26 protein-coding genes are annotated in these 26,055 nt (G+C 72.6%); 17 read left to right on the top strand and 9 right to left on the bottom strand.

Features of this window, described 5'->3' with window-relative positions:
- The first annotated feature begins 11 nt into the window (after positions 1–11).
- Positions 12–410: a VOC family protein gene (locus G3I54_RS38485; RefSeq protein WP_164622035.1), complete on the top strand. Its 399-nt coding sequence runs from the start codon at positions 12–14 to the stop codon at positions 408–410.
- Here the strand turns inward: G3I54_RS38485 and G3I54_RS38480 are convergent.
- Complete coding sequence (locus tag G3I54_RS38480) at positions 344–1,138, bottom strand: DUF6597 domain-containing transcriptional factor (protein WP_164622033.1); 795 nt, start codon at positions 1,136–1,138, stop codon at positions 344–346. The genes G3I54_RS38485 and G3I54_RS38480 overlap by 67 nt on opposite strands.
- Positions 1,139–1,147: 9 nt before the next feature.
- Positions 1,148–2,308, bottom strand: coding sequence for a YihY/virulence factor BrkB family protein (locus tag G3I54_RS38475; RefSeq protein WP_164622163.1), 1,161 nt, complete (start codon positions 2,306–2,308; stop codon positions 1,148–1,150).
- Between the two features lie 74 nt (positions 2,309–2,382).
- Between G3I54_RS38475 and G3I54_RS38470 the strand changes: the two genes are divergently transcribed.
- From G3I54_RS38470 to G3I54_RS38400, 15 genes are all read left to right on the top strand, one after another.
- Positions 2,383–4,020, top strand: coding sequence for an acyl-CoA dehydrogenase family protein (locus G3I54_RS38470; RefSeq protein ID WP_164622031.1), 1,638 nt, complete (start codon positions 2,383–2,385; stop codon positions 4,018–4,020).
- A gap of 251 nt (positions 4,021–4,271) precedes the next feature.
- Positions 4,272–5,567: a GAF domain-containing protein gene (locus tag G3I54_RS38465; RefSeq protein WP_164622029.1), complete on the top strand. Its 1,296-nt coding sequence runs from the start codon at positions 4,272–4,274 to the stop codon at positions 5,565–5,567.
- A 49-nt stretch (positions 5,568–5,616) separates the two neighbouring features.
- Complete coding sequence (locus G3I54_RS38460; protein WP_030083853.1) at positions 5,617–6,213, top strand: GNAT family N-acetyltransferase; 597 nt, start codon at positions 5,617–5,619, stop codon at positions 6,211–6,213.
- Between the two features lie 187 nt (positions 6,214–6,400).
- Positions 6,401–6,484, top strand: coding sequence for a putative leader peptide (locus tag G3I54_RS40235; RefSeq protein WP_309486338.1), 84 nt, complete (start codon positions 6,401–6,403; stop codon positions 6,482–6,484).
- Positions 6,485–6,599: 115 nt separating this feature from the next.
- Complete coding sequence (locus G3I54_RS38455; RefSeq protein ID WP_164622026.1) at positions 6,600–8,297, top strand: nitrite/sulfite reductase; 1,698 nt, start codon at positions 6,600–6,602, stop codon at positions 8,295–8,297.
- On the top strand, positions 8,294–8,473 hold the full coding sequence (locus tag G3I54_RS38450) for a hypothetical protein (RefSeq protein WP_007449013.1): 180 nt from the start codon (positions 8,294–8,296) through the stop codon (positions 8,471–8,473). The genes G3I54_RS38455 and G3I54_RS38450 overlap by 4 nt, the downstream gene beginning before the upstream one ends.
- Positions 8,470–9,186 (top strand): phosphoadenylyl-sulfate reductase, encoded by a 717-nt coding sequence (locus tag G3I54_RS38445; protein WP_164622024.1) that lies wholly within the window; start codon positions 8,470–8,472, stop codon positions 9,184–9,186. The genes G3I54_RS38450 and G3I54_RS38445 overlap by 4 nt, the downstream gene beginning before the upstream one ends.
- Positions 9,186–9,755 carry an adenylyl-sulfate kinase gene (cysC, locus tag G3I54_RS38440; protein ID WP_078968857.1) on the top strand — a complete coding sequence of 190 codons (570 nt, stop codon included), beginning with the start codon at positions 9,186–9,188 and terminating at the stop codon, positions 9,753–9,755. The genes G3I54_RS38445 and cysC overlap by 1 nt, the downstream gene beginning before the upstream one ends.
- Positions 9,752–10,690: a sulfate adenylyltransferase subunit CysD gene (gene cysD, locus G3I54_RS38435; protein ID WP_032775246.1), complete on the top strand. Its 939-nt coding sequence runs from the start codon at positions 9,752–9,754 to the stop codon at positions 10,688–10,690. The genes cysC and cysD overlap by 4 nt, the downstream gene beginning before the upstream one ends.
- Positions 10,691–10,692: 2 nt before the next feature.
- Entirely contained in the window at positions 10,693–12,033 is a 1,341-nt protein-coding gene (locus tag G3I54_RS38430; RefSeq protein ID WP_164622022.1) for a GTP-binding protein, read from the top strand.
- A gap of 230 nt (positions 12,034–12,263) precedes the next feature.
- On the top strand, positions 12,264–13,379 hold the full coding sequence (locus G3I54_RS38420) for an aliphatic sulfonate ABC transporter substrate-binding protein (protein ID WP_164622020.1): 1,116 nt from the start codon (positions 12,264–12,266) through the stop codon (positions 13,377–13,379).
- Between the two features lie 46 nt (positions 13,380–13,425).
- Entirely contained in the window at positions 13,426–14,217 is a 792-nt protein-coding gene (locus tag G3I54_RS38415) for an ABC transporter ATP-binding protein (protein WP_164622018.1), read from the top strand.
- On the top strand, positions 14,204–15,127 hold the full coding sequence (locus tag G3I54_RS38410; RefSeq protein WP_164622016.1) for an ABC transporter permease: 924 nt from the start codon (positions 14,204–14,206) through the stop codon (positions 15,125–15,127). Before G3I54_RS38415 ends, G3I54_RS38410 begins: the two co-directional genes overlap by 14 nt.
- Positions 15,124–15,897, top strand: a complete 774-nt coding sequence (locus G3I54_RS38405; RefSeq protein ID WP_164622161.1) for a sirohydrochlorin chelatase — start codon at positions 15,124–15,126, stop codon at positions 15,895–15,897. Before G3I54_RS38410 ends, G3I54_RS38405 begins: the two co-directional genes overlap by 4 nt.
- Positions 15,898–16,070: 173 nt before the next feature.
- A complete protein-coding gene (locus G3I54_RS38400) occupies positions 16,071–16,925 on the top strand; it encodes a class I SAM-dependent methyltransferase (protein ID WP_164622014.1) in 855 nt (284 codons plus the stop codon).
- A 33-nt stretch (positions 16,926–16,958) separates the two neighbouring features.
- Here the strand turns inward: G3I54_RS38400 and G3I54_RS38395 are convergent, their stop codons facing one another.
- Positions 16,959–17,597, bottom strand: a complete 639-nt coding sequence (locus G3I54_RS38395) for a DsbA family protein (RefSeq protein WP_164622012.1) — start codon at positions 17,595–17,597, stop codon at positions 16,959–16,961.
- Between the two features lie 204 nt (positions 17,598–17,801).
- On the opposite strand from G3I54_RS38395, the gene G3I54_RS38390 reads away from it, so the two are divergent.
- Positions 17,802–18,278 carry a hypothetical protein gene (locus tag G3I54_RS38390; RefSeq protein WP_239144791.1) on the top strand — a complete coding sequence of 159 codons (477 nt, stop codon included), beginning with the start codon at positions 17,802–17,804 and terminating at the stop codon, positions 18,276–18,278.
- 42 nt (positions 18,279–18,320) lie between these two features.
- On the opposite strand, the gene G3I54_RS38385 is transcribed toward G3I54_RS38390, so the two are convergent.
- From G3I54_RS38385 to G3I54_RS38360, 6 genes are all read right to left on the bottom strand, one after another.
- Positions 18,321–19,154: an ABC transporter ATP-binding protein gene (locus tag G3I54_RS38385; RefSeq protein WP_164622010.1), complete on the bottom strand. Its 834-nt coding sequence runs from the start codon at positions 19,152–19,154 to the stop codon at positions 18,321–18,323.
- Between the two features lie 3 nt (positions 19,155–19,157).
- Positions 19,158–20,255: an iron chelate uptake ABC transporter family permease subunit gene (locus G3I54_RS38380; RefSeq protein ID WP_164622008.1), complete on the bottom strand. Its 1,098-nt coding sequence runs from the start codon at positions 20,253–20,255 to the stop codon at positions 19,158–19,160.
- Between the two features lie 2 nt (positions 20,256–20,257).
- A complete protein-coding gene (locus G3I54_RS38375; protein ID WP_164622006.1) occupies positions 20,258–21,283 on the bottom strand; it encodes an iron chelate uptake ABC transporter family permease subunit in 1,026 nt (341 codons plus the stop codon).
- A gap of 89 nt (positions 21,284–21,372) precedes the next feature.
- Positions 21,373–22,431, bottom strand: a complete 1,059-nt coding sequence (locus G3I54_RS38370; RefSeq protein ID WP_164622004.1) for an iron-siderophore ABC transporter substrate-binding protein — start codon at positions 22,429–22,431, stop codon at positions 21,373–21,375.
- 60 nt (positions 22,432–22,491) lie between these two features.
- Positions 22,492–24,306, bottom strand: a complete 1,815-nt coding sequence (locus tag G3I54_RS38365; protein WP_164622002.1) for an ABC transporter ATP-binding protein — start codon at positions 24,304–24,306, stop codon at positions 22,492–22,494.
- Entirely contained in the window at positions 24,303–25,994 is a 1,692-nt protein-coding gene (locus G3I54_RS38360) for an ABC transporter ATP-binding protein (RefSeq protein WP_164622000.1), read from the bottom strand. Before G3I54_RS38360 ends, G3I54_RS38365 begins: the two co-directional genes overlap by 4 nt.
- Positions 25,995–26,055 lie beyond the last annotated feature (61 nt).

Raw genomic sequence — 26,055 nt, 5'->3', positions numbered from 1 at the left:
ACGGTCGGGGCATGACTCCACGACTCGACGCGATCAGCATCATCACGGCGGACCTGGCGGCCTCGCTCGCCTTCTACCGCAGGCTCGGCCTCGACATCCCCGACGGGGCGGAGTCCGCGCCCCATGTCGAGGTGACCCTGCCGGGCGGGCAGCGGCTGCTGTGGGACACGGAGGAGGTCATCGCCTCGTTCGATCCCGACTGGGAGCGCCCGGCGGGCGGTGAGCGGGTGGCCCTGGCCTTCGTCTGCGACAGCCCGCAGGAGGTGGACTCGGTGTACGCGGAGCTCACCGGGGCCGGGTACACCGGGCATCTGAAGCCCTGGGACGCGGTGTGGGGGCAGCGCTACGCGGTCGTGCTGGACCCGGACGGGTGCGGGGTCTCGCTGTTCGCCGCGGCCGACGCCTCGTAGCGCCCGAAGTGGGCCCCGAGCGTCGTCCCGGCGAGGTCGCGCATCTCGCGGGCCAGGTGCGCCTGGTCGGTGCAGCCCGCCCGGTGGGCGGCCTCGGCGTACGGGACGCCGGTGCGGACCAGGGCAAGGGCGCGCTGGAGGCGGAGGACCCGGGCCAGGGTTTTGGGGCCGTAGCCGAAGGCGGCCAGTGAGCGGCGGTGCAGTTGGCGGGCGCCGAGGCCGACCTCGGCGGCCGTCGACGCGACGGACCTGCCGCGCCGCAGCCGGTCGGCGACGGCCACCGTGAGCGGGTCCGGCGGGCCGGTGTCGGCGGCCCGGCCCAGGGCGAAGTCCTCCAGGGCGGTGGCGGGGTCGGCGGCCCGGTCGATCCGGCCGGTGAGCTGCCGGACGGTGGTGCGGGGCCAGAGGTCGGCGAGTTCGACCCGGTGGTCGCGCAGTTCGTACGCCGGTACGCCGAGCAGGACGGGGGCGGTGCCGGGCCCGAAGCGGATCGCGGCGCAGGAGCCGCGGTTACGGGGGTCGACCTGGAAGGCGTGGGTGTCGGGTCCGGCGACGACCAGGCGTCCGGCCGTCCAGATCAGGTCCATGCAGCCGTCGGGCAGGACGGACCGGGCGGGCTGTCCTGGGCCCTGCGGGACGTCCAGGGTCCAGACGACGGCCCCGTCCAGCCGGGAGGGCCGTTCCCGGTAGCGCCGGTGTTCCTGGTCGCGCTGGTGTTCCCGGGGCATGCTTCCACGCTAGCGCGAGGGCGGGCCATCGGCTTCCCCGGTGTCCTTGGCGTCCTTGGCGTGCTTGGGTTCTCTGGGCTCCTGCGGGTCCTTGGGTTCCTTCTCCCAGGTCGCGTGCAGCCGGGACTTCACGTCGTCCGGCGGCAGGAAGCGGGACCAGCGCTCGGGGAACTCGGAGGGCATGTACGCCGGGCCGTCGTCCTCGTCCTCGTCGTCTTCCGTGCCCTCGTAGACGGCCGAGCGGGTCCGGGCGACGAACTCGGCGGCCTGCGCGGCCCGGACGCGTTCGGTGGCCTCGCGGGCGGCGGCGGTGGCGAGCGAGGGCCACACCCGGTCGATGGCCGCGTTGACCGCGGCGCCGACCAGGACCGCGAAGGCGGAGATGCCGATCCACAGCAGCACGGCGATGGGCGCGGCCAAGGAGCCGTAGATGGTCGGGCCTTCGACCGTGTTGGTCAGATAGATACGCAGCAGGAAACTGCCGAGGACCCACATGCCGAGCGCCACCAGCGCCCCGGGCACGTCCTCGATCCAGGGTGAACGCACCGGCACGGACACGTGGTAGAGCGTCGTGAGGAACGCGACGGTCAGCAGCATCACCAGCGGCCAGTACAGGACGGCTATGACCTCGGTGCCCCAGGGCACGAACTCGACCACCCGGTCCGGGCCGACGACCAGCAGCGGCAGCACCACCGCACCGAGCAGCAGGGCGACGACGTACAGCAGGAAGGCCAGCAGCCGGGTCTTGACGATGCCTCGGTGGCCGTCGAGTCCGTACATGACGGTGATGGTGTCGATGAAGACGTTCACCGCGCGGGAGCCGGACCACAGGGCGATGGCGAAGCCGATGGAGATGACGTCGGGGCGGGCCCCGGTCGTGACGTCGGCGAGCAGCGGTTTGGCGAAGTCGTTGACCCCGCGTTCGGACAGCACGGTCTGCGCGGCGGAGAGGATGTTGCGCTCGATGGAGGCGACCGTGGTGGTGGTCGTCCACTCGTCGACGTAGCCGAGCAGTCCGATCATGCCGAGCAGCAGCGGGGGCAGCGAGAGCAGGGTGAAGAACGCCGCCTCCGCCGCGAGCCCCAGAATGCGGTACTCGATGCACGAGTTGACGGTGTCCTTGAGCAAGTGCCACGCCATCCGTCGTTTGGAGACGTTGCGGTAGAGCACTCGCGCCCGGTGGAGCCGGCCCGGTGGCCGCTCGGGTGTTTCATTTGCTGCCTGCACGTCCTTACCGTATCGGCATGGCAGCCACCACCCACACCGTGACCAATCAGGTTCCGCCGCTGGTCGGCTATGACGTCTTCGCCGCCGACCGGGCGCTGTCCGAGGCCGTCGAGCGGCATGTCGAGCCCGGCGTCCGGCCCGTGGCACTGGAGGAGCTCGGCGAGCTCGGCCGGTCCGCGGGCTCCGCCCAGGCGCGGGAATGGGGTGTGCAGGCGAACGCGTACCCGCCCGTACTGCGCACCCATGACCGTTATGGGCATCGCGTCGACGAAGTGGAGTTCCATCCGTCCTGGCACCGGCTGCTGGGGCACGCGGTCGCGGCCGGGCTGACGGACGCCTGGGGGCGTCCGGCCGGTCATGTCCGGCGTGCGGCGGGGTTCCTGGTCTGGACGCAGGCCGAGGCGGGGCACGGCTGCCCGCTGTCGATGACGCACGCGGCGGTGCCCGCGCTGCGGACCGATCCGGCGCTGGCCGCCGAGTGGGAGCCGAAGCTGACCTCGTACGTCTACGAGGAAGGGCTCCGGCCCGCCTCGCAGAAGGCCGGGGTCCTCTTCGGGATGGGCATGACCGAGAAGCAGGGCGGCACCGATGTGCGGTCCAACACCACGCGGGCGGAGCCGGTCTCCGGCGAGGGCGAGTATCTGCTCACCGGGCACAAGTGGTTCTGCTCGGCGCCGATGTCGGACGGTTTCCTGGTGCTGGCGCAGGCGCCGGGCGGGCTGAGCTGCTTCCTGGTGCCGCGCGTGCTGCCCGACGGTACGCGCAACGTGTTCGCGCTCCAGCGGCTCAAGGACAAGCTCGGCAACCGGTCCAACGCCTCCGCCGAGGTCGAGTTCGACGGGACCTGGGCCCGCCGGGTCGGCGAGGAGGGGCGCGGGGTGCGCACCATCATCGAGATGGTGGCGGCCACCCGGCTGGACTGCGTGGTGGGTTCGGCGGCGCTGATGCGGCAGGCGGTGGCGCAGGCGATCCATCACAGCACGTACCGCAGCGTGTTCGGCGGGCTGCTCGTCGACAAGCCGCTGATGCGCAACGTCCTGGCGGATCTGGCGCTGGAGTCGGAGGCGGCGACGGTGCTGGCGATGCGGCTGGCCGCCGCGTACGACACGGACACCGAGGAGGAGCGGGCCTTCCTGCGGCTCGCGGTGCCCGCCGCGAAGTACTGGGTCACCAAGCGCTGTACGGCCGTGGTGGGCGAGGCGCTGGAGTGCCTGGGCGGAAACGGGTACGTGGAGGAGTCCGGGATGCCCCGGCTGCTGCGCGAGGCGCCGCTCAACTCAATCTGGGAGGGCTCGGGCAACGTCCAGGCGCTGGACGTGCTGCGGGCGTTGCAACGGGAGCCTCGGGCGCTGGACGCGTTCCTGCGGGAGGTGGGGAAGGCGCGCGGGGCCGATCATCGGCTGGACGCGGCGATCAAGGACCTGCTGACGGAGCTGGCGGACCTGGAGGGCGTCGAGGCGCGGGCGCGGCGGCTGGTGGAGCGGATCGCGCTGGTGCTCCAGGGTTCGCTGCTGGTGCGCTGGGCTCCGCCGGAGGTGTCCGACGCGTTCTGCGCCTCGCGGCTGGACCGGGACCGGTGCGCGGGGTTCGGGACGCTGCCGCACACGCTGGATCTGGCCTCGGTGGTGGCGCGGGCCCGGCCGGTCGTCGACTAGCGACCGCGCGGCGGCAAAGCGACGGAGGGTGGTGCTGCGCCGACACGGCACCACCCTCCATGCTTGTGCAACACCGGGCGACGGGTCAGGCCCGGCGCACAGTGTTCTGCCACTCTGCTACGGACCCGCGGGGCATCGCCAGAGTTGCAAAGGGTTGCAACCATTGTGTGGACTGATCGGCGGCCCGGGGCCGGTGGACGGCAGGATGGGCCGGACCGGGGGTCGGGAAGCGTTCGGGGGGAACGGGGACCATGACGGATACAGGTTCTGCGGGGGTGGTGCGGGTGACGGGCCAGGGGGCGGGCCGCCAGGCGACCCGGCTGCTCCACCGGGCGCGGGAGGCCCGGCTGGCGGGCGCCCGGTCCGCCGTCGCGCCCCGGGCGGAGATCGACGCCTCCTGGGACCGGGTGGTGCGCAGCGGCATCGACCCCGACCAGTCGCCGGAGAGCCGGCTGCTGGAGGCGGAGGAGATCGAGCACCGGCGTCGCAGCACCGCGCTCGGTGAGCTGATGCCGCTGCTGCGGGCCGGGCTGGCCTCGATAGCGGACGCCGCGCAGCAGATCATGGTGGTGACCGACACCGAGGGCCGGGTGCTGTGGCGGCAGGGCGACACCGGGGTGCTGCGGCGGGCCCACGACATCTGTCTGGAGGAGGGGGCCTCCTGGGCCGAGGCGGCGACCGGGACGAACGCGATCGGGACGGCGCTGGCCGCCCGCGTCCCCATCCAGGTCCACTCGGCCGAGCACTTCATCCGGGCGCTGCACGGCTGGACCTGTGCGGCGGCCCCGGTCCGGGATCCGCGTGACGGCCGGCTGATCGGGATCGTGGACATCAGCGGACCGGCGTCCACCTTCCATCCGGCGACGCTGGCCCTGGTCGACTCGGTGGCCCGGCTCGCCGAGGGCGAGATCCGCACCCGGCATCTGGCGGAGATCGAGCGGCTGCGGGCGGTGGCCGCGCCGATCCTGTGCCGGGTCGGCGGGCGGGCGCTGGCGGTGGACGTGCACGGGCGGCTGGCGGCGGTGACGGGCATGGCTCCGGTGGACCGGCTGCCGCTGCCGAAGTCGCTGCGGCCGGGTCCGGTGTGGCTGCCCTCGCTCGGCATGTGCCAGGTGGAGCCGCTGCCGGGCGGCTGGCTGGTGCAGGTGGACGACGGCGGGGCGCAGGGGGCGCCGCGCCGGGTGGTGCTGGATCTGAGCCGGCCCCGGGCGCTCGCGGTGCATCTGACCGGGCCGCTGGGGAACCGCACCGAGCGGCTCTCGCCGCGTCACGCGGAGCTGCTGTACGCGCTGGCGGTGCACCGGCAGGGGCGGACGGCCTCGGAGCTGGCGCGGGACATCTTCGGGGACGCGACCCGGACGGTGACGGTCCGGGCCGAGGTCTCCCGGCTGCGGCGTCATCTGGCGGAGGTGCTGGCCCACCGCCCGTACCGCTTCGGCGACGGGGTCGAGGTGGAGGTGGTCCACCCGGAGCACGGCGCGGATCTGCTGCCGCACTCGATGGCGCCGGTGGTCGCGGAGGCCCGCAGGGCGGCTCGGGCCACCTGAGCCGGGGCCGCTGTGCGCGGGCGGGCGGCGGCATGGTTTTCTGGCCGTCATGAGCGACATCCAGCAGCCCGCAGCGCCGACCACCGAGGTGACCGTCTGGTCGCTGGAGCAGACCTCGCCGGCCGATCTGCGTCCGGCGCGCGAGCCGGAGGGCGATGTGCGCATCGTCCGGTCCGAGGTTCCGCTGCCGGAGTTCAGCCGCTTCCTCTACTCCGCCGTGGGCGGGGACATCCGGTGGACCGACCGGCTGAGCCTGACGTACGCCCAGTGGCAGGAGGCCCTGGAGCGGCCCGGGGCGGAGACCTGGGTGGCGTACGAGAACGGGACGCCGGCCGGGTACGTCGAGCTGGACGCGCAGGACGACGGCGTGGTCGAGATCATGTACTTCGGGCTGATCCCGGCGTTCCGGGGGCGGCGGATCGGCGGTCACCTCCTGAGTTACGGGGTGGCGCGCGCCTGGGACCTGGCGGAGCGCTGGCCGGAGCGGCCTGCGACGAAGCGGGTGTGGCTGCACACCTGCTCGAAGGACGGCCCGCACGCGATGGACAACTACCTGCGGCGCGGCTTCCGGCTCTTCGACACGAAGACCGAGGTGGAGCCCGAGGTGGCGACGCCCGGTCCATGGCCCGGGGCGTACGCCTCCTGATCGTCGGTGTTCCGAGGGGCGGTGGAGCCACCGCCCCTCCTTCGACGGTCCACGCCCGGGCGATTTGTCACCAATGCCGGGGCCGTGCTCCGTGACGAGCACCACACCATCTCACCCCTCGAGACCCAGCCGTCCACATGGCGGATAGTGGTGGACTGCCCCGAGATGCGCGTGACACGCTTCCGTCATGTCTGGAACTGGAATTGCCTTGGTGAGTCGACGCCACGTCGACCTCGGCCGCATGTCCAGCGCCATCTGTCCGGCGAGCTGACAGACCCAGCGCCGCCGCACCTCTCTTACCTCTGAACCGCCCTGCGCACCGCCGCGCCTCAGCGCGAGTGTGCCGCTCAGAGCCGCCCTCCCGCAGTCCCGAAGGACGTATTGCCATGGCCGCTACCCCGGAACAGCCTGCGACCGCCACGCCCCGCCGCAAGGCCGGACGGCACCGTGGTGAAGGTCAGTGGGCCGTGGGCCACCACACGCCCCTCAATGGGAACGAGCAGTTCAAGAAGGACGACGACGGTCTCAACGTACGGACACGTATTGAGACGATCTACTCCAAGCGCGGCTTCGACTCCATCGACCCCAACGACCTGCGCGGACGCATGCGCTGGTGGGGGCTGTACACCCAGCGCAAGCCCGGCATCGACGGCGGCAAGACCGCTGTGCTGGAGCCGGAGGAGCTGGACGACAAGTTCTTCATGCTCCGCGTCCGGATCGACGGAGGCCGGCTGACCACGCAGCAGCTGCGGGTGATCGGAGAGATCTCCCAGGAGTTCGCGCGCGGCACCGCCGACCTCACCGACCGGCAGAACGTGCAGTACCACTGGATCCGCATCGAGGACGTGCCGGAGATCTGGCGGCGGCTCGAAGAGGTGGGCCTCTCCACCACCGAGGCCTGCGGTGACACGCCCCGCGTGATCCTCGGCTCCCCCGTCGCGGGCATCGCCGAGAACGAGATCATCGACGGCACGCCCGCGATCGACGAGATCCAGCGCCGGTTCATCGGCAACCCCGACTTCTCCAACCTGCCCCGCAAGTTCAAGTCGGCGGTCTCCGGCTCGCCGCAGCTGGACGTGGCGCACGAGATCAACGACATCGCCTTCGTCGGCGTGAACCACCCGGAGCACGGCCCCGGCTTCGACCTCTGGGTCGGCGGCGGCCTCTCCACCAACCCCAAGCTCGGCGTGCGGCTCGGCGCCTGGGTGCCGCTGGACGAGGTGGCCGATGTGTACGGCGGGGTCATCGGGATCTTCCGTGACTACGGCTACCGGCGGCTGCGCACCCGTGCCCGGCTGAAGTTCCTGGTCGCGGACTGGGGTCCGGAGAAGTTCCGCCAGATCCTGGAGGACGACTACCTACAGCGCAAGCTGATCGACGGCCCCGCGCCCGAGCAGCCCACCCAGACCTGGCGCGACCACCTCGGGGTGCACCGGCAGAAGGACGGCCGCTTCTACGTCGGCTTCGCCGCGCGGGTGGGCCGGGTCGACGGCGCCACGCTCACCAAGATCGCCGAGGTGGCGGAGGCGCACGGCTCGGGCCGGGTCCGGACCACCGCCGAGCAGAAGATGATCGTGCTGGACGTGGCCGAGGAGCAGGTCGAGTCCCTGGTCTCCGGACTGGAGGCGCTCGACCTCAAGGTCACGCCGTCGCCGTTCCGGCGCGGCACGATGGCCTGCACCGGCATCGAGTTCTGCAAGCTGGCGATCGTCGAGACGAAGGCGCGCGGCGCCTCGCTCATCGACGAACTGGAGCGCCGCATTCCGGAGTTCGACCACCCGATCACCATCAACATCAACGGCTGCCCGAACGCCTGCGCCCGGATCCAGGTCGCGGACATCGGTCTCAAGGGCCAGTTGATGCTGGACGAGAACGGCGAGCAGGTCGAGGGCTACCAGGTGCACCTCGGCGGGGCGCTCGGCCTGGAGGCCGGGTTCGGCCGCAAGGTCCGTGGCCTGAAGGTCACTTCGGCCGAACTGCCGGACTACGTCGAGCGGGTGCTCGGCCGCTTCCAGGAGGAGCGCGAGGACGGCGAGCGCTTCGCGACCTGGGCGGCGCGCGCCAGTGCGGAGTCGCTGTCATGAGCGAGCGAGCCGCCCCGTTCTACTGCCCGTACTGCGGCGACGAGGACCTGCGCCCCAACGAGACCGGTCACGGCGCCTGGGAATGCGCTTCCTGCAACCGTGCGTTCCAGCTGAAGTTCCTGGGTCTGCTGACCCGGGGCGTTCAGCGCAACGACGGTGAAGGGGACCGGATATGACGGGCACTCTGCTGAGTGGCGAGCTCACCGACCGCGAGCTCCAGGAGCTGGCCGAGCAGGCCGGACGGGAGCTGGAGGACGCCTCCGCCACCGAGATCCTGAAGTGGGCGACCGACGCCTTCGGGCCGCGCTTCTGCGTCACCTCCTCGATGGAGGACGCCGTGGTCGCGCACCTGGCCTCGCGGGTGCTGCCGGGCGTGGACGTGGTGTTCCTGGACACCGGCTACCACTTCCCGGAGACCATCGGGACCCGGGACGCGGTGGACGCGGTGATGGACGTCAACGTCATCACGATCACCCCCCGGCAGACGGTCGCCGAGCAGGACGCGGAGTACGGCGCGAAGCTGCACGACCGCGACCCGGACCTGTGCTGCGCGCTGCGCAAGGTCAAGCCGTTGGAGGACGGCCTGACCGCGTACGCCGCGTGGGCGACGGGGCTGCGCCGCGACGAGTCCCCGACCCGGGCGAACACTCCGGTCGTGGGCTGGGACGCCAAGCGCCGCAAGGTGAAGGTCTCCCCCATCGCCCGCTGGACCCAGGACGACGTGGACGCCTACGTCGCCGAGCACGGGGTGCTCACCAACCCGCTGCTGATGGACGGTTACGCCTCCGTCGGCTGCGCGCCCTGCACCCGCCGGGTGCTGGAGGGCGAGGACGCACGGGCCGGCCGCTGGGCCGGACGGGGCAAGACCGAATGCGGGCTGCACGGCTGATGACGACTGATCAGGAGACTTCGATGAGCGTGACGGAGACGGGAGCCACGATCTGGCTGACCGGTCTGCCGAGCGCGGGCAAGACCACCATCGCGTACGAGCTGGCGGGCCGGCTGCGGACCGAGGGCCACCGGGTGGAGGTGCTCGACGGCGACGAGATCCGCGAGTTCCTCTCCGCGGGCCTCGGCTTCTCCCGCGAGGACCGGCACACCAACGTGGCCCGGATCGGCTTCGTCGCCGAACTGCTCGCGGCCAACGGCGTGAAGGTGCTGGTCCCCGTCATCGCCCCGTTCGCCGACAGCCGCGAGGCCGTCCGCAAGCGGCACGCCGCCGAGTCCACCACCTATCTGGAGGTGCACGTCGCGACGCCCGTCGAGGTGTGCTCCGTACGCGATGTGAAGGGGCTTTACGCCAAGCAGGCGGCCGGCGAGATCAGCGGACTCACCGGGGTCGACGACCCTTACGAGGCCCCCGAATCGCCCGACCTGCGGATCGAGTCGCACCAGCAGACCGTGCAGGAGTCAGCGGCGGCGCTCCACGCGCTGCTCACCGAGAGGGGCCTGGCGTGAGTGCCGTCACCACCACCGTGTCCGAGGACACCGCGAACCCGTACGCGCTCAGCCACCTGGACTCCCTGGAGTCGGAGGCGGTCCACATCTTCCGTGAGGTGGCGGGCGAGTTCGAGCGGCCGGTGATCCTGTTCTCCGGCGGCAAGGACTCCATCGTGATGCTGCACCTGGCGCTCAAGGCGTTCGCGCCCGCGCCGGTGCCGTTCACGCTGCTGCACGTGGACACCGGGCACAACTTCCCCGAGGTACTCGACTACCGCGACCGTACGGTCAAGAAGCACGGGCTGCGGCTGCACGTCGCCTCCGTGCAGGAGTACATCGACGCCGGGAAGCTCCGCGAGCGCCCCGACGGCACCCGCAACCCGCTCCAGACGGTCCCGCTCACCGAGGCGATCCAGCAGCACCGCTTCGACGCGGTGTTCGGCGGCGGGCGACGCGACGAGGAGAAGGCGCGCGCCAAGGAGCGGGTGTTCTCGCTGCGCGACGAGTTCTCGCAGTGGGACCCGCGCCGCCAGCGGCCCGAGCTGTGGCAGCTGTACAACGGCCGGCACGCCCCGGGCGAGCACGTCCGGGTCTTCCCGATCTCCAACTGGACCGAGCTGGACGTCTGGCAGTACATCGAGCGCGAGTCGATCGAGCTGCCGGAGATCTACTTCGCCCATGAGCGCGAGGTGTTCAACCGCAACGGCATGTGGCTGACCGCCGGGCACTGGGGCGGCCCGAAGGAGCACGAGGCCACCGAGACCCGTCTGGTGCGCTACCGCACGGTCGGCGACATGTCCTGCACCGGCGCCGTCGACTCCGACGCCACCACGCTGGACGCCGTGATCACCGAGATCGCCGCCTCCCGGCTCACCGAGCGGGGCGCGACCCGCGCCGACGACAAGATGTCCGAGGCCGCGATGGAAGACCGCAAGCGCGAGGGGTACTTCTAACCATGACCACCCAACTTCAGTCGGCCGAGCAGCTGTCGGCCACCACTCTGCTGCGGTTCGCCACCGCCGGGTCGGTCGACGACGGCAAGTCCACCCTCGTGGGACGCCTGCTGCACGACTCCAAGTCGATCCTCACCGACCAGCTGGAGGCCGTCGAGCAGGCCTCGCTGAACCGCGGCCAGGAGGCGCCGGACCTGGCGCTGCTGACGGACGGGCTGCGGGCCGAGCGCGAGCAGGGCATCACCATCGATGTCGCCTACCGCTACTTCGCCACCACGCGGCGCCGGTTCATCCTCGCGGACACCCCGGGCCATGTGCAGTACACCCGCAACATGGTGACCGGCGCCTCCACGGCCGAGCTGGCCGTGGTGCTGGTCGACGCCCGCAACGGGATGGTCGAGCAGACCCGCCGGCACGCCGCCGTCGCCGCGCTGCTGCGCGTCCCGCACGTGGTGCTGGCGGTCAACAAGATGGACCTGGTCGACTACGCGGAGCCCGTGTTCGCCGCGATAGCCGAGGAGTTCACCGCGTACGCCGCATCGCTCGGCGTCCCGGAGATCACCACGATCCCGATCTCGGCGCTGGCCGGGGACAACGTGGTGGAGCCGTCCGCGCACATGGACTGGTACGGCGGGCCGACCGTCCTGGAGCACCTGGAGACGGTGCCGGTCAGCCATGACCTCACCGCCTGCCACGCGCGCTTCCCCGTGCAGTACGTGATCCGCCCGCAGTCCGCCGAGCACCCCGACTACCGGGGTTACGCCGGTCAGATCGCGGCCGGGGTGTTCCGGGTCGGCGAGTCCGTCTCCGTACTCCCCTCGGGGCGCACCACCACGATCACCGGCATCGACGCGCTCGGCGAGAGCGTCGACATCGCCTGGGCCCCGCAGTCGGTGACGCTGCGGCTGGCCGACGACATCGACATCTCGCGCGGCGACCTGATCGCACCGGTGGACGACGCGCCGCCGGTCACGCAGGACGTCGAGGCGACCGTCTGCCATGTGGCCGACCAGCCGCTCTCGGTGGGCCAGCGGGTGCTGCTCAAGCACACCACCCGCACGGTCAAGGCGATCGTCAAGGACATCCCCTCGCGGCTCACCCTCGACGACCTCTCCCAGCACCCGGCCCCCGGACAGCTGGTCGCCAACGACATCGGCCGGGTCGTCGTGCGCACCGCCGAGCCGCTCGCGCTCGACGCGTACGCCGACTCCCGCCGCACCGGTTCGTTCCTGCTGATCGACCCGGCGGACGGTACGACGCTGAGCGCCGGCATGGCGGGATCCGCGTTCGCCGCGGCCCCGGAACCGGTCGTGGCCGACGACGACGCCGAATGGGACTTCTGACCGTGACCGACTTCTTCTCCACCTTCGCGAAGGAGGGCGGCCGGGTGGGCAGCGGCGCCCTCGGCAGCGGCCAGGGCGGGGTCGGGCGATGTGCGTGATGACGTACGCGCACCGCTCGCGCGCCCTGAGCCCCCCGCACCCGTACCGCCGAAGACCTGCCGACCTCCCGGCCGCGCCCCCCTGACCACCAGCGGGACGCGAGTACCGGGCCAACGAGAGGAAAGCCTCCCGTGCCTGCCCCCCGTTCCACCGTTCGCCGCTCCATCGCCGCGGTGGCGGCCCTGCCGCTGCTCGCCCTGGCCGCCACCGCCTGCGGTTACGGCTCCGACGCCAAGGACGACGACGCCAAGAAGGCGAACGTCTCCGCCGGAGGGAAGAAGCTCTCCGCGGACACCGTGAAGATCGGCTACTTCCCGAACCTCACGCACGCCACGGCCCTGGTCGGTATCCAGGAAGGCACCATCCAGAAGGAACTGGGCGGCACCAAGGTCGAGTCCACGACCTTCAACGCGGGCCCCTCCGAGATCGAGGCGCTGAACGCCGGATCCATCGACATCGGCTTCATCGGCCCCTCCCCCTCCATCAACGCCTACACCAAGTCCCAGGGCAAGGGGCTGCGGATCATCTCCGGTTCGGCCTCCGGCGGCGTGAAGCTGGTCGTCAACCCGGACAAGATCAAGACCCTGGACGACCTCAAGGGCAAGAAGATCGCCACCCCGCAGCTCGGCAACACCCAGGACGTGGCCTTCCTCAACTGGATCTCCGAGAAGGGCTGGAAGGTCGACGCCCAGAGCGGCAAGGGCGACGTCTCCGTGGTCCGCTCGGACAACAAGGTGACGCCGGACGCCTACAAGTCCGGTGACCTGGACGGCGCGTGGGTGCCCGAGCCGACCGCCTCCAAGCTGGTCTCCGAGGGCGCGAAGGTGCTGCTCGACGAGACGGACCTGTGGCCGGACAAGAAGTTCGTGATCACGAACATCATCGTGTCGCAGAAGTTCCTGGAGGAGCACCCGGACGTGGTCGAGGCGGTGCTCAAGGGTTCGGTGTCCACCAACAAGTGGATCAACGCCAACCCGGAGGAGGCCAAGGCGGCCGCCAACAAGGCGCTGGAGACCCTGAGCGGCAAGCCGCTGCCCAAGGAGATCCTCGACCCGGCGTGGGAGTCCATCGAGATCACCGACGACCCGCTGGCCGAGACGCTCAAGACGCAGGCCGGGTACTCGGTCAAGTCCGGTCTGCTCAAGGACCCGAACCTTGAGGGCATCTACGACCTGGGCCCGCTGAACAAGATCCTGAAGGCCGAGGGTCAGCCCGAGGTCGCCGACGCCGGTCTCGGCGTCAAGTAGCCCACCCGCCCGTACCAGGATCCAGGATTCCCAGGAGGTGACGACCATGGCGACCACCACCCTCACCAAGGCCGAGGACCGTACGACGGTCGAGCACGCCGCCCGTCTCGCGCACGTCTCGAAGTCCTTCGCCGGACCCACGGGTCAGCAGCTCGTCCTGGACGACATCACGCTCGATGTCGCTCCGGGCGAGTTCGTCACCCTCCTGGGAGCCTCCGGGTGCGGAAAGTCGACACTGCTCAATCTGGTGGCCGGACTCGACCGCCCGTCCGCGGGGTCCATCGAGACCCCGGGCGGGCGGCCGGCCCTGATGTTCCAGGAGCACGCCCTCTTCCCGTGGCTGACCGCGGGCAAGAACATCGAACTGGCCCTGCGGCTGCGCGGGGTGCCGAAGTCGGAGCGCCGCACCGAGGCGGAGCGGCTGCTCGAACTCGTCCGGCTCGGCGGGGCGTACGGCAAGCGGGTGCACGAGCTGTCCGGCGGTATGCGGCAGCGTGTGGCGATGGCCCGCGCGCTCGCCCAGGACAGTCAACTGCTGCTGATGGACGAGCCGTTCGCGGCGCTGGACGCCATCACCCGCGATGTGCTGCACGACGAGCTGACCCGGATCTGGCGGGAGACGAACGCCTCGGTCCTCTTCGTCACGCACAACGTGCGCGAGGCCGTACGGCTCGCGCAGCGCGTCATCCTGCTCTCGTCCCGGCCGGGCCGGATCGCCCGGGAGTGGACGGTCGACATCGAGCAGCCGCGCCGTATCGAGGACACCGCCGTGGCGGAGCTGTCCGTCGAGATCACCGAAGAACTGCGTGGGGAGATCCGCCGACATGGCCAGCACTGACATCACGTCCGACCGGAAGCGGCCGGACGGGGCCGGACCGGTCGACGCGAAGCCCGACGATCTGGCGGGCCTGGAGGCCGGGCTCGACGCCCTGGACGCGGTGCAGATCCGCCGCACCCCGGTGCGCGAGGTCCTGCTCCGCAAGGTGCTGCCGCCGGCCGTGGCGGTCGCCCTGGTCCTGGTGGTCTGGGAGCTGCTGGTCCGCGCCCAGGTCACCGAGGTCTACAAGCTGCCGCCGCCGTCCGCGGTGTGGGACAGCGCGCAGGAGATGTGGCTCAAGGGCACGCTGCTGGAGGTCGTCTGGACCAGCGTCTCGCGCGGTCTGCTGGGCTTCCTGCTCGCGGTCGCCATCGGTACGCCGCTGGGGCTGCTGGTGGCCCGGGTGAAGCTGGTCCGGGCCGCGATCGGCCCGATCCTGGCCGGGCTCCAGTCGCTGCCCTCGGTGGCGTGGGTGGCCCCGGCGGTCATCTGGCTCGGTCTGAACGACCAGATGATGTACGCGGTGATCCTGCTGGGCGCGGTGCCCTCGATCGCCAACGGGCTGGTCTCCGGCGTCGACCAGGTGCCGCCGCTGTTCCTCCGGGCGGGCCGCACGCTGGGCGCGACCGGGATCCGCGGGACGTGGCACATCGTGCTGCCGGCCGCGCTGCCCGGCTATCTGTCGGGCCTCAAGCAGGGCTGGGCGTTCTCCTGGCGTTCGCTGATGGCCGCCGAGATCATCGCCTCCTCGCCCGAACTGGGTCTGGGGCTCGGGCAGTTGCTGGAGAACAGCCGCAGCAGTTTCGACATGCCCGGGATCTTCCTCTCGATCCTGCTCATCCTGTTCGTCGGCATCGCCATCGACCAGCTGATCTTCAGTCCGCTGGAGCGGTGGGTGCTGCGCAGCCGCGGTCTCCTCGTCAAGAACTGAGTCACGCCATGTCTCCCACGCTTCTCGTCATCGCCCACGGCAGCCGCGACCCCCGGCACGCCGCGACCGTGCACGCGCTCACCGAGCGGGTACGGGCCGAGCGGCCGGGGCTGCGCGTGGAGACCGGGTTCCTGGAGTTCAACGCCCCTTCCGTGCCCCGGGTGCTGGAGCGCCTGGCCGCGGAGGGGGCGGACGAGGTCATCGCCCTGCCGCTCCTCCTGACCCGGGCGTTCCACGCCAAGACCGACATCCCCTCGGTTCTGCGCGAGGCCCGCGCCCGGCTGCCCCGGCTGCACATCCGGCAGGCCGACGTCCTCGGCCCGTCCCCGCTGCTCAACGCCACCCTGGGGCGGCGGCTGCGGGAGGCCGGGATCCGTCCCGGCGATCTCCCCCGGACCGGGCTCGTCCTGGCCTCGGCGGGATCCACAGACCCGGAGGCGATCGCAGTGATCGCTGAAATCGCGCGGGAGCTGCGGCACACCGGTTGGTGCGCCGTGCGGCCTGCGTTCGCCTCCGCTGTTCATGCCGGCGGCTTCTCCCGTACCGAGGACGCGGTACGGGCGCTGCGCGCCGAAGGGGTGGCCCGGGTGGCGGTGGCCCCGTACGTCATCGCGCCCGGCCGGCTCCCCGACCGCATCGCGGCGGGCGCCGAGGCGGCCGGGGCGGATGTGCTCGCCGATGTCCTCGGCCCCGCGCCGGAGTTGGCGCGGCTGCTGCTGGACCGGTACGACGAGGCGCGGGTGCGGGAGCGGGCCTCGCTGTCGGCGTGAGGGCCTGCGGCGGCCGCCGAGATTTCGGGGCCGGGTCAGCGGATGGACCGGCCCCGTCGACCCGGGTGCCCGGGTCGCGGCACCACGGGGTGCCCGGGAAAGCGGAGGCGCCGCTGCCCGTGCGCCTTCTATCATCGGCCCGCACCGACCTGTCGAGTATCACCAAGGACTCCGTGAACCGCTCCGATCTCTCCGCCAAGGCTCCCTCGCTCGCGGCCGGCATGGCCGCCGCCGATCACAGCCCGGCCGACCAGCTCGTCCAGACCCGCCACCGCGCCACGCTCGTGGCGAGCTGGGACATCGCGCCCGGCTCGACCGTCCTGGAACTGGGCTGCGGCCAGGGCGACATGACCGCTGTCCTCGCAGAGGCGGTCGGGCCCGAGGGGCGCGTCGTGGCCATCGACGTGGCCGACCCCTCCTACGGGTCACCGGTCACGCTCGGGGAATCGGCGGCCCGGCTCGCGGCGGGCCCGCTCGGGCCCCGCATCGACTTCCGTTTCCGCACCGACGTCCTCGACCCGTCCGTCGACTTCCCCGCCGGCGCTTTCGACCATGTGGTGCTCGCGCACTGTTCCTGGTACTTCGCCTCGCTCGGGCAACTGCGGGACACCCTGGCCCGGGTACGGCGGTGGGCGCGGCAGCTGTGGTTCACCGAGTGGGACTTGACGCCCGCGTCCGGCGACCAGCTGGCGCACCTCCTCTCCGTGCTGATCCAGGGGCAGATCGAGGCCGCGGGAGCGCGTGGCCGGGGCAACGTTCGCACGCCCTTCTCCCGTGAGGAGCTGCTGCGGCTGCTGCCCGATGCCGGCTGGGCCGCCGCAGGCAGCGGGCCGGTCGATACCGAAGGTCTTCAGGACGGCGACTGGGAAGTCGCCGCCTGTCTGGACCTGGTCGGAACGAGGGAGCGTCTGGCGTCGCTGCCCGAGCCGGTGCGCCGGCTCGTCCTCAGCCAGGCCGACGTCCTCCGGGCCGTCGCCGTGCCACGCGGCAATCGTCCGCTCGCCGCGTACTCGGTCACCGCGCGCTGACCCGCATCCCGGCGGTGGCGGACGAGCGGCCGGTCAGTCGTAGGAGAGGCCGCCGGACCGGGCGCGCTTGAGTTCGAAGAAGTTCGGGTGGTTCGCCAGCACCCGGAAGCTGTCGAAGAGTTCGGCCGCCTCCTCGCCGCGCGGGATCGCGTTCAGGACCGGGCCGAACCACACCGTGCCGTCGACGTGGATCGTCGGCGTGCCCACGTACGCGTCCTGCTCCGGATCCTTGCCCGCGTCGTGGCTGCGGGCGACCTCGTCGTCGTACGCCTCGGAGTGCGCGGCCTCGGCCAGCTCGGCGGGCAGCCCGAGTTCGGCGAGGGAGGCGGTGACGACCGCGTCGAAGTCCTCCTCCTTGTGCCGGTGGATACGGGTGCCCAGGGCGGTGTAGAGGTCCCGCAGGGCTCCGTCGCCGTGGGCTGCGGCCGCGGCGACGGCGACCCGGACCGGGCCGATCGACTTGTCGACCAACTCGCGGTACCAGCCGGGCAGCTCGTTGCCCTGGTTGTGCAGATACAGGCTCATGGGGCGGAAGCGCAGGTCGATGTCCCGGTGCCGCTCCACCTCCAGCATCCAGCGGGAGGCGATCCAGGCGAACGGGCAGGCGGGGTCGAAGAAGAAGTCGACGGTCGTGCGGGCAGCGGGCCCGGTGGTGGGGTGCTGTGTGCTCATGCGTCTCAGCCTAGGCAGCGAGTGGCATGAGATCCCGGGCCAATCCGCGACCGGCGCGATGGGCCATTTCCGTACGCCGTCCGGGGCGCGGAACGGCCGAACAGGCGCCGTTGACGGGCAACGGGCCGCATGTCAGCGTCGGTTCGCGCGGAGCGACCGCGCGCTGTCCCGCCGGTACGGCGGGCGACCGGGAGGGGAACAATCATGAGAAGACGCGGGTCCACGACGCTTCCGGCGTTGGCGCTGGTGCTGTCCGGGGCGATGCTCACCGCCGGGGCGGCCGCACCGGCCCTGGCCGTCGGCGGCGGGTACACCGGAGCACCGCCGACCGCCGAGGCGTTCCGGCTGCAGGCCGATCCGACGCCCGAGGAGCAGGAGCACCTGCGGGAGATCGCGGGCGCCATCTGGACGCCCCAGCTCGCCGCCGGCTGGAACATGAACGCCGAGGTCGCCGACGTACTCTCGCAGGCCACCGACCAGATCCTGCGGTGCTCCGAGGCGTTCGCTCTGGTGCCCCGGCCGCCGGGCTTCGTCCCGGGCCTCGGCTATCTCGTCCAGTACTGGAAGAACCTGCGCGACTACTTCCTCGTGGTGAAGGACAACCGCACCTACCGCGCCTGTGTGGTCGCGACGGCCGCCAACTACCGCTCCGTCATCGAGATGGCGTCGGCGGGCATCTGACCGGGGCGGGCCGCCGTACCGGCCGAGAGGTGCGGCGGCCCGTCAGGCGAGCGTCTCCCGCGGCCGGTCGGGGTCCGGGGTGTGGTGGCGGCCGACCGGGATGACCAGCGGGGTGCGGCTCACCGGGTCGGTGGCCACCTGGCAGCGGAGGCCGAAGACGTCCTCGACCGTTTCGGCGGTGATCACGTCGGCGGGCGCGCCCTCGGCGACGATGCGGCCCTTCTTCATCGCGATGACGTGGTCGGCGTACCGGCAGGCCTGGTTGAGGTCGTGCAGGACCATGACGATCGTGCGTCCCTCGCGCCGGTTGAGGTCGACGACCAGGTCCAGGACGTCGATCTGGTGGGCGAGGTCGAGGTAGGTCGTCGGCTCGTCGAGGAGGAGGACCGGGGTGCCCTGGGCGACGGCCATGGCGATCCAGGCGCGCTGGCGCTGGCCGCCGGAGAGTTCGTCGACCGCGCGGTCGGCGAGGTCGGTGGTGCCGGTGGCGGCGAGCGCCTCGTGCACCGCCTGCTCGTCGGCCTTGGTCCACTGCCGCCACCAGGTCTGGTGCGGGGAGCGGCCCCGGTTGACCAGGTCGATGACGGTGAGGCCCTCGGGGGCGACCGGCGACTGCGGGAGGATGCCGAGCCGCTGGGCCAGCTCACGGGTCGGAATGGTGTGCAGGGCCCGTCCGTCCAGGCTGACCGCGCCGTCGCGCGGGGCCAGCAGCCGGGCCAGGGCGCGCAGCAGGGTCGACTTTCCGCAGGCGTTGGCGCCGACGATGGCGGTGATCCGGCCCGGCGGCACGGCCAGGTCGAGGTCGCTGACGACGGGCCGGTCGTCGTAGCCCAGGTGCAGGCCCTCGGCCCGCAGTTCGGGTTCGGCGGTGGACATCGGTCAGCCTCCTGAGCCCGCGTGGTTGACGCGGATGAGCAGCCAGAGCAGGACCGGGGCGCCGAGCACTCCGGTGACGATCCCCACGGGCAGTTCGGTGCCGGGGATCAGTTCGCGTGCGAGGACGTCGGACGCGAGGACGACGAGGGCGCCGGTGAGTCCGGCGGCGAGCGGCGGCGGCCAGGCGGTGCGGCACAGCCGCTGGGCGATCTGCGGGGCGGCGAGCGCCACGAAGGCCACCGGTCCGGCCGCCGCGGTGGCGAAGGCGACCAGGCCGACGCCGGTGAGCAGCACGGTGAGGCGGACGGCCTGGACCCGGGTGCCGAGGCCCTTGGCGACGTCGTCGCCGAGTTGCAGCGTACGCATCAGCCGGCCGATGAGCAGGGCGGCGGGCGCCAGGACGACGAGTGCGTACGCGAGCGGCGCGGCCTGCTGCCAGTCGCGGCCGTTGAGGTTGCCGACGAGCCAGCCGAGCGCGGCCTGCGCCTGGAAGCGGCCGCCCCGGGCGAGCAGGTAGTCGGTGGCGCTGAGGCAGATCCAGGAGACGCCGATGCCTACGAGGATGATCCGGTAGCCGGTGGTGCCGCGCCGCCAGGCGAGGCCGTAGACCAGGAGGGCGCTGGCGAGGGCGCCGAGGAGGCCGAGGGCCTGGGTGCCGAGGCCGAAGTCCCAGCCGAGCACGATGCCCGCGACGACGGCCGTTCCGGCGCCCTGGGTGAGGCCGATCATGTCGGGACTGGCCAGCGGGTTGCGGGTCATCGTCTGGAACAGCGCGCCGGACATGCCGAACGCGATGCCCGCGAGGAGGCCCGTCATGGCGCGGGGCAGCCGCAGCTCCTGGACGACGAGGAGGGTGCCCGCGTCGCCGGAACCGGTGAGCGCGCGGGCGACGTCGGCGAGCGGGATTCCGTACTCGCCGATGGAGACGTGGCAGCACAGCGCCGCGAACACGGCGAGCAGGAGGCCCGCGCAGACGGCGAGCTGACGGGGGCGCAGGGTGCCGGAGACCGGCGGGAAGGCGAGCCGGAAGGGCCGGGCGGCTGCCTTCGGGTGCGGGGCGCGGGTCTTGGTGATCTTCTCGGGCACGGTGTCGGTCGTCATGGTCAGATCTCCGCGAGGCGACGTCGGCGGACCAGGGCGATGAAGAAGGGTCCGCCGATGAAGGCGACGATGATTCCGGCCTGGACCTCGACGGGCCGGGCGATCACCCGGCCGAGGATGTCCGCGCCGAGCAGCAGCCCCGCGGCGAGCGCGGCCGAGAGCGGCAGCAGCCAGCGGTGGTCCGGGCCGAGTCCGGCGTACTGGGCGAGGACCCGGGCGACATGCGGGACGACCAGGCCGATGAAGACGACCGGGCCGATCACCGCGACCGCCGCGCCGGTGAGGAGCGTGACGGCGACGACGCCCTGGAGGCGGACGAGGCCGAGCTTCCGGCCGAGCGAGGCGGCCACGTCGTCGCCGAGGGCGAGGCTGTTGAGGGCGGGGGCGCCGGCCAGGGCGAGGAGCGCGCCGAGGCCGAGGAAGGGCAGGATCCGCAGCACGGTGGAGGCGTCCTGGTCGGCGAGCGATCCGGCCGACCAGAAGCGGAAGCGGTCCAGCGCGGCCGGGTCGGTGAGGACGACGGCGCTGGTCAGCGAGGACAGGACGGCGGTGACCGCGACTCCGGCCAGGGCCAGTTTCACCGGGGTCGAGCCCGAACGCCCCAGCCGGCCCAGGAGATAGACGGCGACGCTCGCCGCCATCGCCCCGGCGAACGCGAACCAGATGTAGCCGAGCAGCGAGCCGATTCCGGCGACCCCGGCGGCGAGCACGATCGCGAAGGCCGCACCGGCGCTGACCCCGAGGATGCCGGGGTCGGCGAGCGGGTTGCGGGTCAGCGCCTGCATCACACAGCCGGAGAGCCCGAGCGCCGCCCCGGCGGCCAGGCCCAGCGCCGTACGCGGAACGCGCACCGACCAGATCACGTCCTCGATCCGGGGGCCGGTCGGCCGGCCCGTCAGGGCCTTGACCACGTCGCCGGGCGGGATGCTGAGCGCCCCGAGGCCGAGCGAGAGCAGGCACAGCAGCACCAGCACCGCGCCGAGCACGGCCACGAGCAGGGCGGGTCGCCATCGGGCGGGGCGGGTCACGGGGCTGGCTCCACGGTCCGGTTCCTCACGGGCGGTTGAGAGAGAGGGGGCCGGGCCGCCCTGCCGGTGCGGGACGGCCCGGAGGGTTGTCAGGACGCGGGGTGCTCGACCTCGGTGCCGGTCTTGCCGTCGACGGCGGCCGCCAGCATCGGGACCAGGCGGTCGACGGTGTACGGGAGGCTCAGCGGGCTCACGAAGGAGATGGCGCTGCCGAAGTGGCTGCTCTCCTTCACCATGACCTCTCGGCCCTCCTTGGCCACGCCGAGCTTGCCGTAGAGCGGGTCGGCGTGGAGCTTCTCGGTGTCCTTGGCGGGGTCGGTGACGATCCAGACGACGGCGTCGGTGTCGAGGAGGTCGGTGCGCTCCTTGCTGATGTTCGCGCCGAACGCGTCGCCGACGACCGTGTTCAGGTCGGTGGGGAGCTGGAAGCCGAGGCCGTTGAGCAGGCGGGAGCGGTTGTCCTGCGGGCCGTAGACGTACATGCCCTCGTACGGGGTGGCCATGACGGCGCTCTTGCCCTGGAACTCGGGGTGCGCGGCGGCGGCGTCGGTGATGTGCTTCTCGGTCTTCGCGACCAGCGCCGTGGCCTCCTTGCTCTTGCCGAGGGCCTTGCCGACCTGCTCGGTCTGGTCCTGCCAGGAGATGGACCAGTCCGGGCCGTCCTTGGGCTGGGCGACGACCGGGGCGATCTTGGAGAGGGTGCGGTACTGGTCCTTGGTGAGGCCGGAGTACAGGGCGAGGATCAGGTCGGGGCGCAGCGAGGCGATCTTCTCGACCTGGGGTCCGGTGCCGTCGTCGTGCAGGACGGTGGGCCGCGGCTTGTCGCCGAGCGCCTTCTCGGCCCAGGGGCCGATGGCGCCCTTGAACTCGCCGAGCCATTCGGTGGTGCCGACCGGGACCTTGCCGAGGGCGAGCACGGCGTCCTGGTCGGAGAGGCCGACGGTGACGATGCGCTGCGGCTCGGACTTCAGGGTGGTGGCGCCGTACTTGTGGTCGAGGGTGACCGGGTAGGCGCCCTTCTGCGCGCTGTCGGCGGGCGGGGCGGCGGCGTCGCCGCTCTCGCCGGACCCGCAGGCCGCGGCTCCGAACAGCAGCAGGGCGGACGCGGCCACGGCGGTCAGCCGGGTGCGCTGGAACATGCGGAACATGACGGATTCCTTCAGGGATTCGGCATACGCCGGGGACGGGGCGAGGGGGTGCCGTGGGGGTCAGGGGTGCGGCGCGGTGCGGCTGCCGGACCAGGCGCGCCACAGGGCGGCGTACGGGCCGTCCGCGTCGCGCAGTTCGTCGTGCGGGCCGCTCTCGACGACGCGGCCTGCCTCCAGCACGACGACCCGGTCGGCGGCGACGGCCTGGGTGAGGCGGTGGGCGACGACCAGGGCGGTGCGGCCGGCGAGGGCGGCCTCGGCGGAGCGTTCCAGGACCCGGGCGCCCGCGCTGCCCGCCTCGGCGGTCGCCTCGTCGAGGACGGCGAGGGCGGGGTCGGCCAGGACGAGCCGGGCGAGGGCGAGTTGCTGGGCGCGGGCGGGGTCGAGGCGGTGGCCGCCCTCGCCGACGACGGTGTCGAGCCCGTCCGGGAGCGCTTCGGCCCAGTCGAGGGCGTGCACCGTGGCGAGGGCCGCGCGCAGGTCGGCGTCGGTGGCGTCGGGGCGGGCGAGCCGGAGGTCCTCGGCGAGGGTGCCGGTGAAGACGTGGACCTCCTGGGTGACCAGGACGACCGACGGTTCTCCGGCGCCCGCCGGTGCGGTGACCGTGCCCGAGGTGGGCTGCTGGACGCCCGCGACGATCCGGGCGAGGGTCGATTTGCCGGCTCCGCTGGTCCCGACGAGCGCGACGTGTTCGCCGGGCTTCAGGGTGAGGGAGACCTCGTGCAGCACGGGGCGGCCGGGTCCGTAGGCGTGACCGACGGCGTGCACGGTGACGGCGGCAGTGCCGGGCGCAGTGCGCTGGTGCGGTACGGACTTCCGGTGCGGTACGCCGACGGGCTCCGGCTCCTCCGCGAGGTCGGTCACCCCGACCAGCCGGGCCAGTCCGGCCGCCGCCGACTGGGCGTCGTCGAGCAGCACCAGTGCGGCGTTGACGGGTCCGAAGAGGCTGTGGAAGTAGAGGGCGGCGGCCGTGGCCGTGCCGATCGACACCGCGCCGTCGCCGACCAGGAGGAATCCGGCGACGAGGACGGCGGCCAGGCCGATGTACTCGGCGATGTGCAGCCGCCCGTAGAAGCCCAGCACCAGGTTGACGCTGCGCATGGTCAGGTCGACGGCCTTGCGCGAACGTCCGGCACTGCGCTCGGTGTGCTGCGCCTCCAGCCGGTGGCCGCGTACGGTCACGGCGCCGCCGATGGTCTCCAGGAGCTGTTGCTGCTGGGCCCCGTTGGCGACCCGCTGGTCGGCGTAGAGGGTGAGGGCCCGGCGTACGTACCACCGGGCGGTGAGCAGCTGGACCGGGACGGCGAGGAGCGCGGCGAGCAGGAACCGTACGTCCAGGAGGGCCAGCGCGCCGAGGGTGAGGACGATCGCGAGGACGGAGCGGGCCATCTCGGGCAGCGCGGAGCGGACGGCCTCGGCGACCCGGGCGACGTCGCCGGTGACGCGGGCGGTGAGGTCGCCGGCCCCGGCGCGTTCCAGGCGGTCGGCGGGGAGGTTCAGGGCGCGTTCGACGAACTGCTCGCGCAGCCGGGCCAGTACGGTCTCGCCGAGCCGGGCGACGCGGGTCAGCCCGATCGTCGTGGCGACGCCCTGGACGGCGGCGACCGCGACGAGGAGGACGACCGGGAGGGTCAGGTCGGCGGCGGGGCGGCCGTCGGCGACGATGTCGACGATCCGGCCCAGCAGCGGCTGGACGAGGAGGCCGACGGCGGTGGCCGCGACCAGGACGCCGATGCCGGTCAGGGCGAGGCCCCGGTCGGGGCGGATCAGTGCGCGCAGGGCGGCCCTGGTGCGGGCGGGGGTGGCGACGGGGAGCAGTTCGGCGCTGTCGCCGTCGCTCTCCGCGAGCTCGGGTATGTCCGCTGTCGTGGTCATGTGAGCACCGCCGTGCGGTAGACGGGATGGTCGCGTACGAGGTCCTCGTGCGGGGCCTCGGCGGTGATCGTGCCGCCGTCGACGAGGACGACGCGGTCGGTCGCGGCGAGCAGCGCGGGGCTGCTGGTGACCAGGACGGTGGTGCGGCCGGTGCGGGCGCGCCGGATGCCGGCGGCGATCCGGGCCTCGGTCGCGGCGTCGACCGCGGTGGTCGGATCGTGGACGACGAGGACCCCGCGGTCGGCGGCGAGCGCCCGGGCCAGGGCGACACGCTGGCGCTGGCCGCCGGAGAGCGAGCTACCGCGCTCGCCGATCCGGCCGCCGGTGCCGCCGGACAGGGCGGAGGCCACCTCGTCGACGGCGGCGGCGTCCATCGCGGGCCGCGGGTCGGCCCCGGCGGGGGCGGCGGCGGTGACGTTCTCCAGGAGGGTGCCGTCGAAGAGCTGGGCGTCGTGCTCGGCGACGAGCAGCGCGGAGCGCAGGGCGGCGGGGGCCAGTTCGGTGAGGGGTACGCCGTCGAGCTCGACGCTTCCCCGGTCCGGGTCGCAGCGGCGGGCCAGGCAGTGCAGCAGGGTGGCGGCGTCGGCCGGGTCGGTGACGGCGATGCCGAGGTGTTCGCCGGGGCGGACGGTCAGGTCGAGGGCGTCGAGTCCGGCGTGGCCGAGTCCGTTCAGGCGCAGTTCGCCCGGGGCGGGGGCGGCCGGTTCGGCGGTGCCGCCGGTGGTCTCGCCCGGGGCGGCCAGTACGTCGGCGATCCGGGCGGCGGAGGCGCGGCCCTTGGCCAGTTCGGCGCCGACCCAGGCCAGCACGCTGATCGGGCCCGGCAGGAAGAGGGCGAGGCCGACGGCGGAGACGAGGGCGCCGAGGCCGATGGAGCCGCTGAGGACCAGCCGGCCGCCGACGAGGGCGACGAGCGCGATGAACGAGCCGGTGAGGGTGAGCATCAGGCCGGTCTGGAGGGCGGCGGCCCGGGCGGCGCGCACATTGGCCTCGCGGGAGGCCTGGCTGGTGGCGCGGTAGCGGTCGACGGCGGCGCGCTCGGCCCGCAGGCCCTTGAGCACGCGGACCCCGGCGACCAGGTCGGCCGCCACTCCGGAGGCGTGCGCGGCCTGTTCCTGTTCGGCCTCGCTGCGGTGCTCCAGGGGGCGGGCCAGGAAGTGGCCGAGCGCCATCAGGACCGGGGCGCCGATCAGGACGAGGAGCCCGAGGGGCAGGGAGGCACGGAGCAGGAGCACCGCGCCCGCGACGACTCCGACGACGGCGGCGATGCCGAGGGTCAGGGCCATGTTGACGGCGCCGACCCGGCGGGCGTCCTCGGTGGCCACGTTGACCAGCGCACCGGGCGGGCGGCCCGCCTCGGCGCCGCCGTGCGGGGCGAGGACCCGGCGTACGACGTCGAGGCGCAGCTGGTGGGCGGCCTGCTCGGCGGCGCGTTCACCGGCGCGGGCGCCGAAGCGGAAGCCGAAGGAGAGCAGGGTGTAGACGACGGCGAGGACCACGAGCCAGATCGCCAGCGCTCCGCCGTCGGGGCGGACCACCGCGCGGTCGACGATCAGCCCGATGAGTACGGGGACGAGCGCCTCGCCGATCTGGTGGCAGGCGCCCAGCAGTGATCCGACGACGACGTCCCGCCGCTGCCCGGCGACGGCCCGGCGTATGACGCCGCGCCCGGCGGTATCAGCCCCCACTTCATCTGCTCCTCAGCGTGTCACCAACAGTGGAGAGGCGATTTCCGGCCACCCGTCTCCA

Origin of the sequence: Streptomyces sp. SID14515, assembly GCF_010548505.1 — a bacterium.
Lineage (GTDB): Bacteria > Actinomycetota > Actinomycetes > Streptomycetales > Streptomycetaceae > Streptomyces > Streptomyces caviscabies.
Note: the sequence above shows the minus strand (reverse complement) of the source record. Positions and strands in the feature narration are given on the sequence as shown.

What these genes read in the sequence shown, in the direction of transcription:
- cysC (WP_078968857.1), top strand. Translation starts at nt 9,186, where the DNA reads ATGACGACTGATCAGGAGACTTCGATGAGCGTGACGGAGACGGGAGCC.
- G3I54_RS38370 (WP_164622004.1), bottom strand. Translation starts at nt 22,431, where the DNA reads ATGTTCCGCATGTTCCAGCGCACCCGGCTGACCGCCGTGGCCGCGTCC.
- G3I54_RS38415 (WP_164622018.1), top strand. Translation starts at nt 13,426, where the DNA reads ATGGCGACCACCACCCTCACCAAGGCCGAGGACCGTACGACGGTCGAG.
- G3I54_RS38365 (WP_164622002.1), bottom strand. Translation starts at nt 24,306, where the DNA reads ATGACCACGACAGCGGACATACCCGAGCTCGCGGAGAGCGACGGCGAC.
- G3I54_RS38410 (WP_164622016.1), top strand. Translation starts at nt 14,204, where the DNA reads ATGGCCAGCACTGACATCACGTCCGACCGGAAGCGGCCGGACGGGGCC.
- G3I54_RS38445 (WP_164622024.1), top strand. Translation starts at nt 8,470, where the DNA reads ATGACGGGCACTCTGCTGAGTGGCGAGCTCACCGACCGCGAGCTCCAG.
- G3I54_RS38470 (WP_164622031.1), top strand. Translation starts at nt 2,383, where the DNA reads ATGGCAGCCACCACCCACACCGTGACCAATCAGGTTCCGCCGCTGGTC.
- G3I54_RS38450 (WP_007449013.1), top strand. Translation starts at nt 8,294, where the DNA reads ATGAGCGAGCGAGCCGCCCCGTTCTACTGCCCGTACTGCGGCGACGAG.
- G3I54_RS38390 (WP_239144791.1), top strand. Translation starts at nt 17,802, where the DNA reads ATGAGAAGACGCGGGTCCACGACGCTTCCGGCGTTGGCGCTGGTGCTG.
- G3I54_RS38430 (WP_164622022.1), top strand. Translation starts at nt 10,693, where the DNA reads ATGACCACCCAACTTCAGTCGGCCGAGCAGCTGTCGGCCACCACTCTG.
- G3I54_RS38385 (WP_164622010.1), bottom strand. Translation starts at nt 19,154, where the DNA reads ATGTCCACCGCCGAACCCGAACTGCGGGCCGAGGGCCTGCACCTGGGC.
- G3I54_RS38465 (WP_164622029.1), top strand. Translation starts at nt 4,272, where the DNA reads ATGACGGATACAGGTTCTGCGGGGGTGGTGCGGGTGACGGGCCAGGGG.
- G3I54_RS38485 (WP_164622035.1), top strand. Translation starts at nt 12, where the DNA reads ATGACTCCACGACTCGACGCGATCAGCATCATCACGGCGGACCTGGCG.
- G3I54_RS38460 (WP_030083853.1), top strand. Translation starts at nt 5,617, where the DNA reads ATGAGCGACATCCAGCAGCCCGCAGCGCCGACCACCGAGGTGACCGTC.
- G3I54_RS38455 (WP_164622026.1), top strand. Translation starts at nt 6,600, where the DNA reads ATGGCCGCTACCCCGGAACAGCCTGCGACCGCCACGCCCCGCCGCAAG.
- G3I54_RS38380 (WP_164622008.1), bottom strand. Translation starts at nt 20,255, where the DNA reads ATGACGACCGACACCGTGCCCGAGAAGATCACCAAGACCCGCGCCCCG.
- G3I54_RS40235 (WP_309486338.1), top strand. Translation starts at nt 6,401, where the DNA reads ATGTCTGGAACTGGAATTGCCTTGGTGAGTCGACGCCACGTCGACCTC.
- G3I54_RS38480 (WP_164622033.1), bottom strand. Translation starts at nt 1,138, where the DNA reads ATGCCCCGGGAACACCAGCGCGACCAGGAACACCGGCGCTACCGGGAA.
- G3I54_RS38395 (WP_164622012.1), bottom strand. Translation starts at nt 17,597, where the DNA reads ATGAGCACACAGCACCCCACCACCGGGCCCGCTGCCCGCACGACCGTC.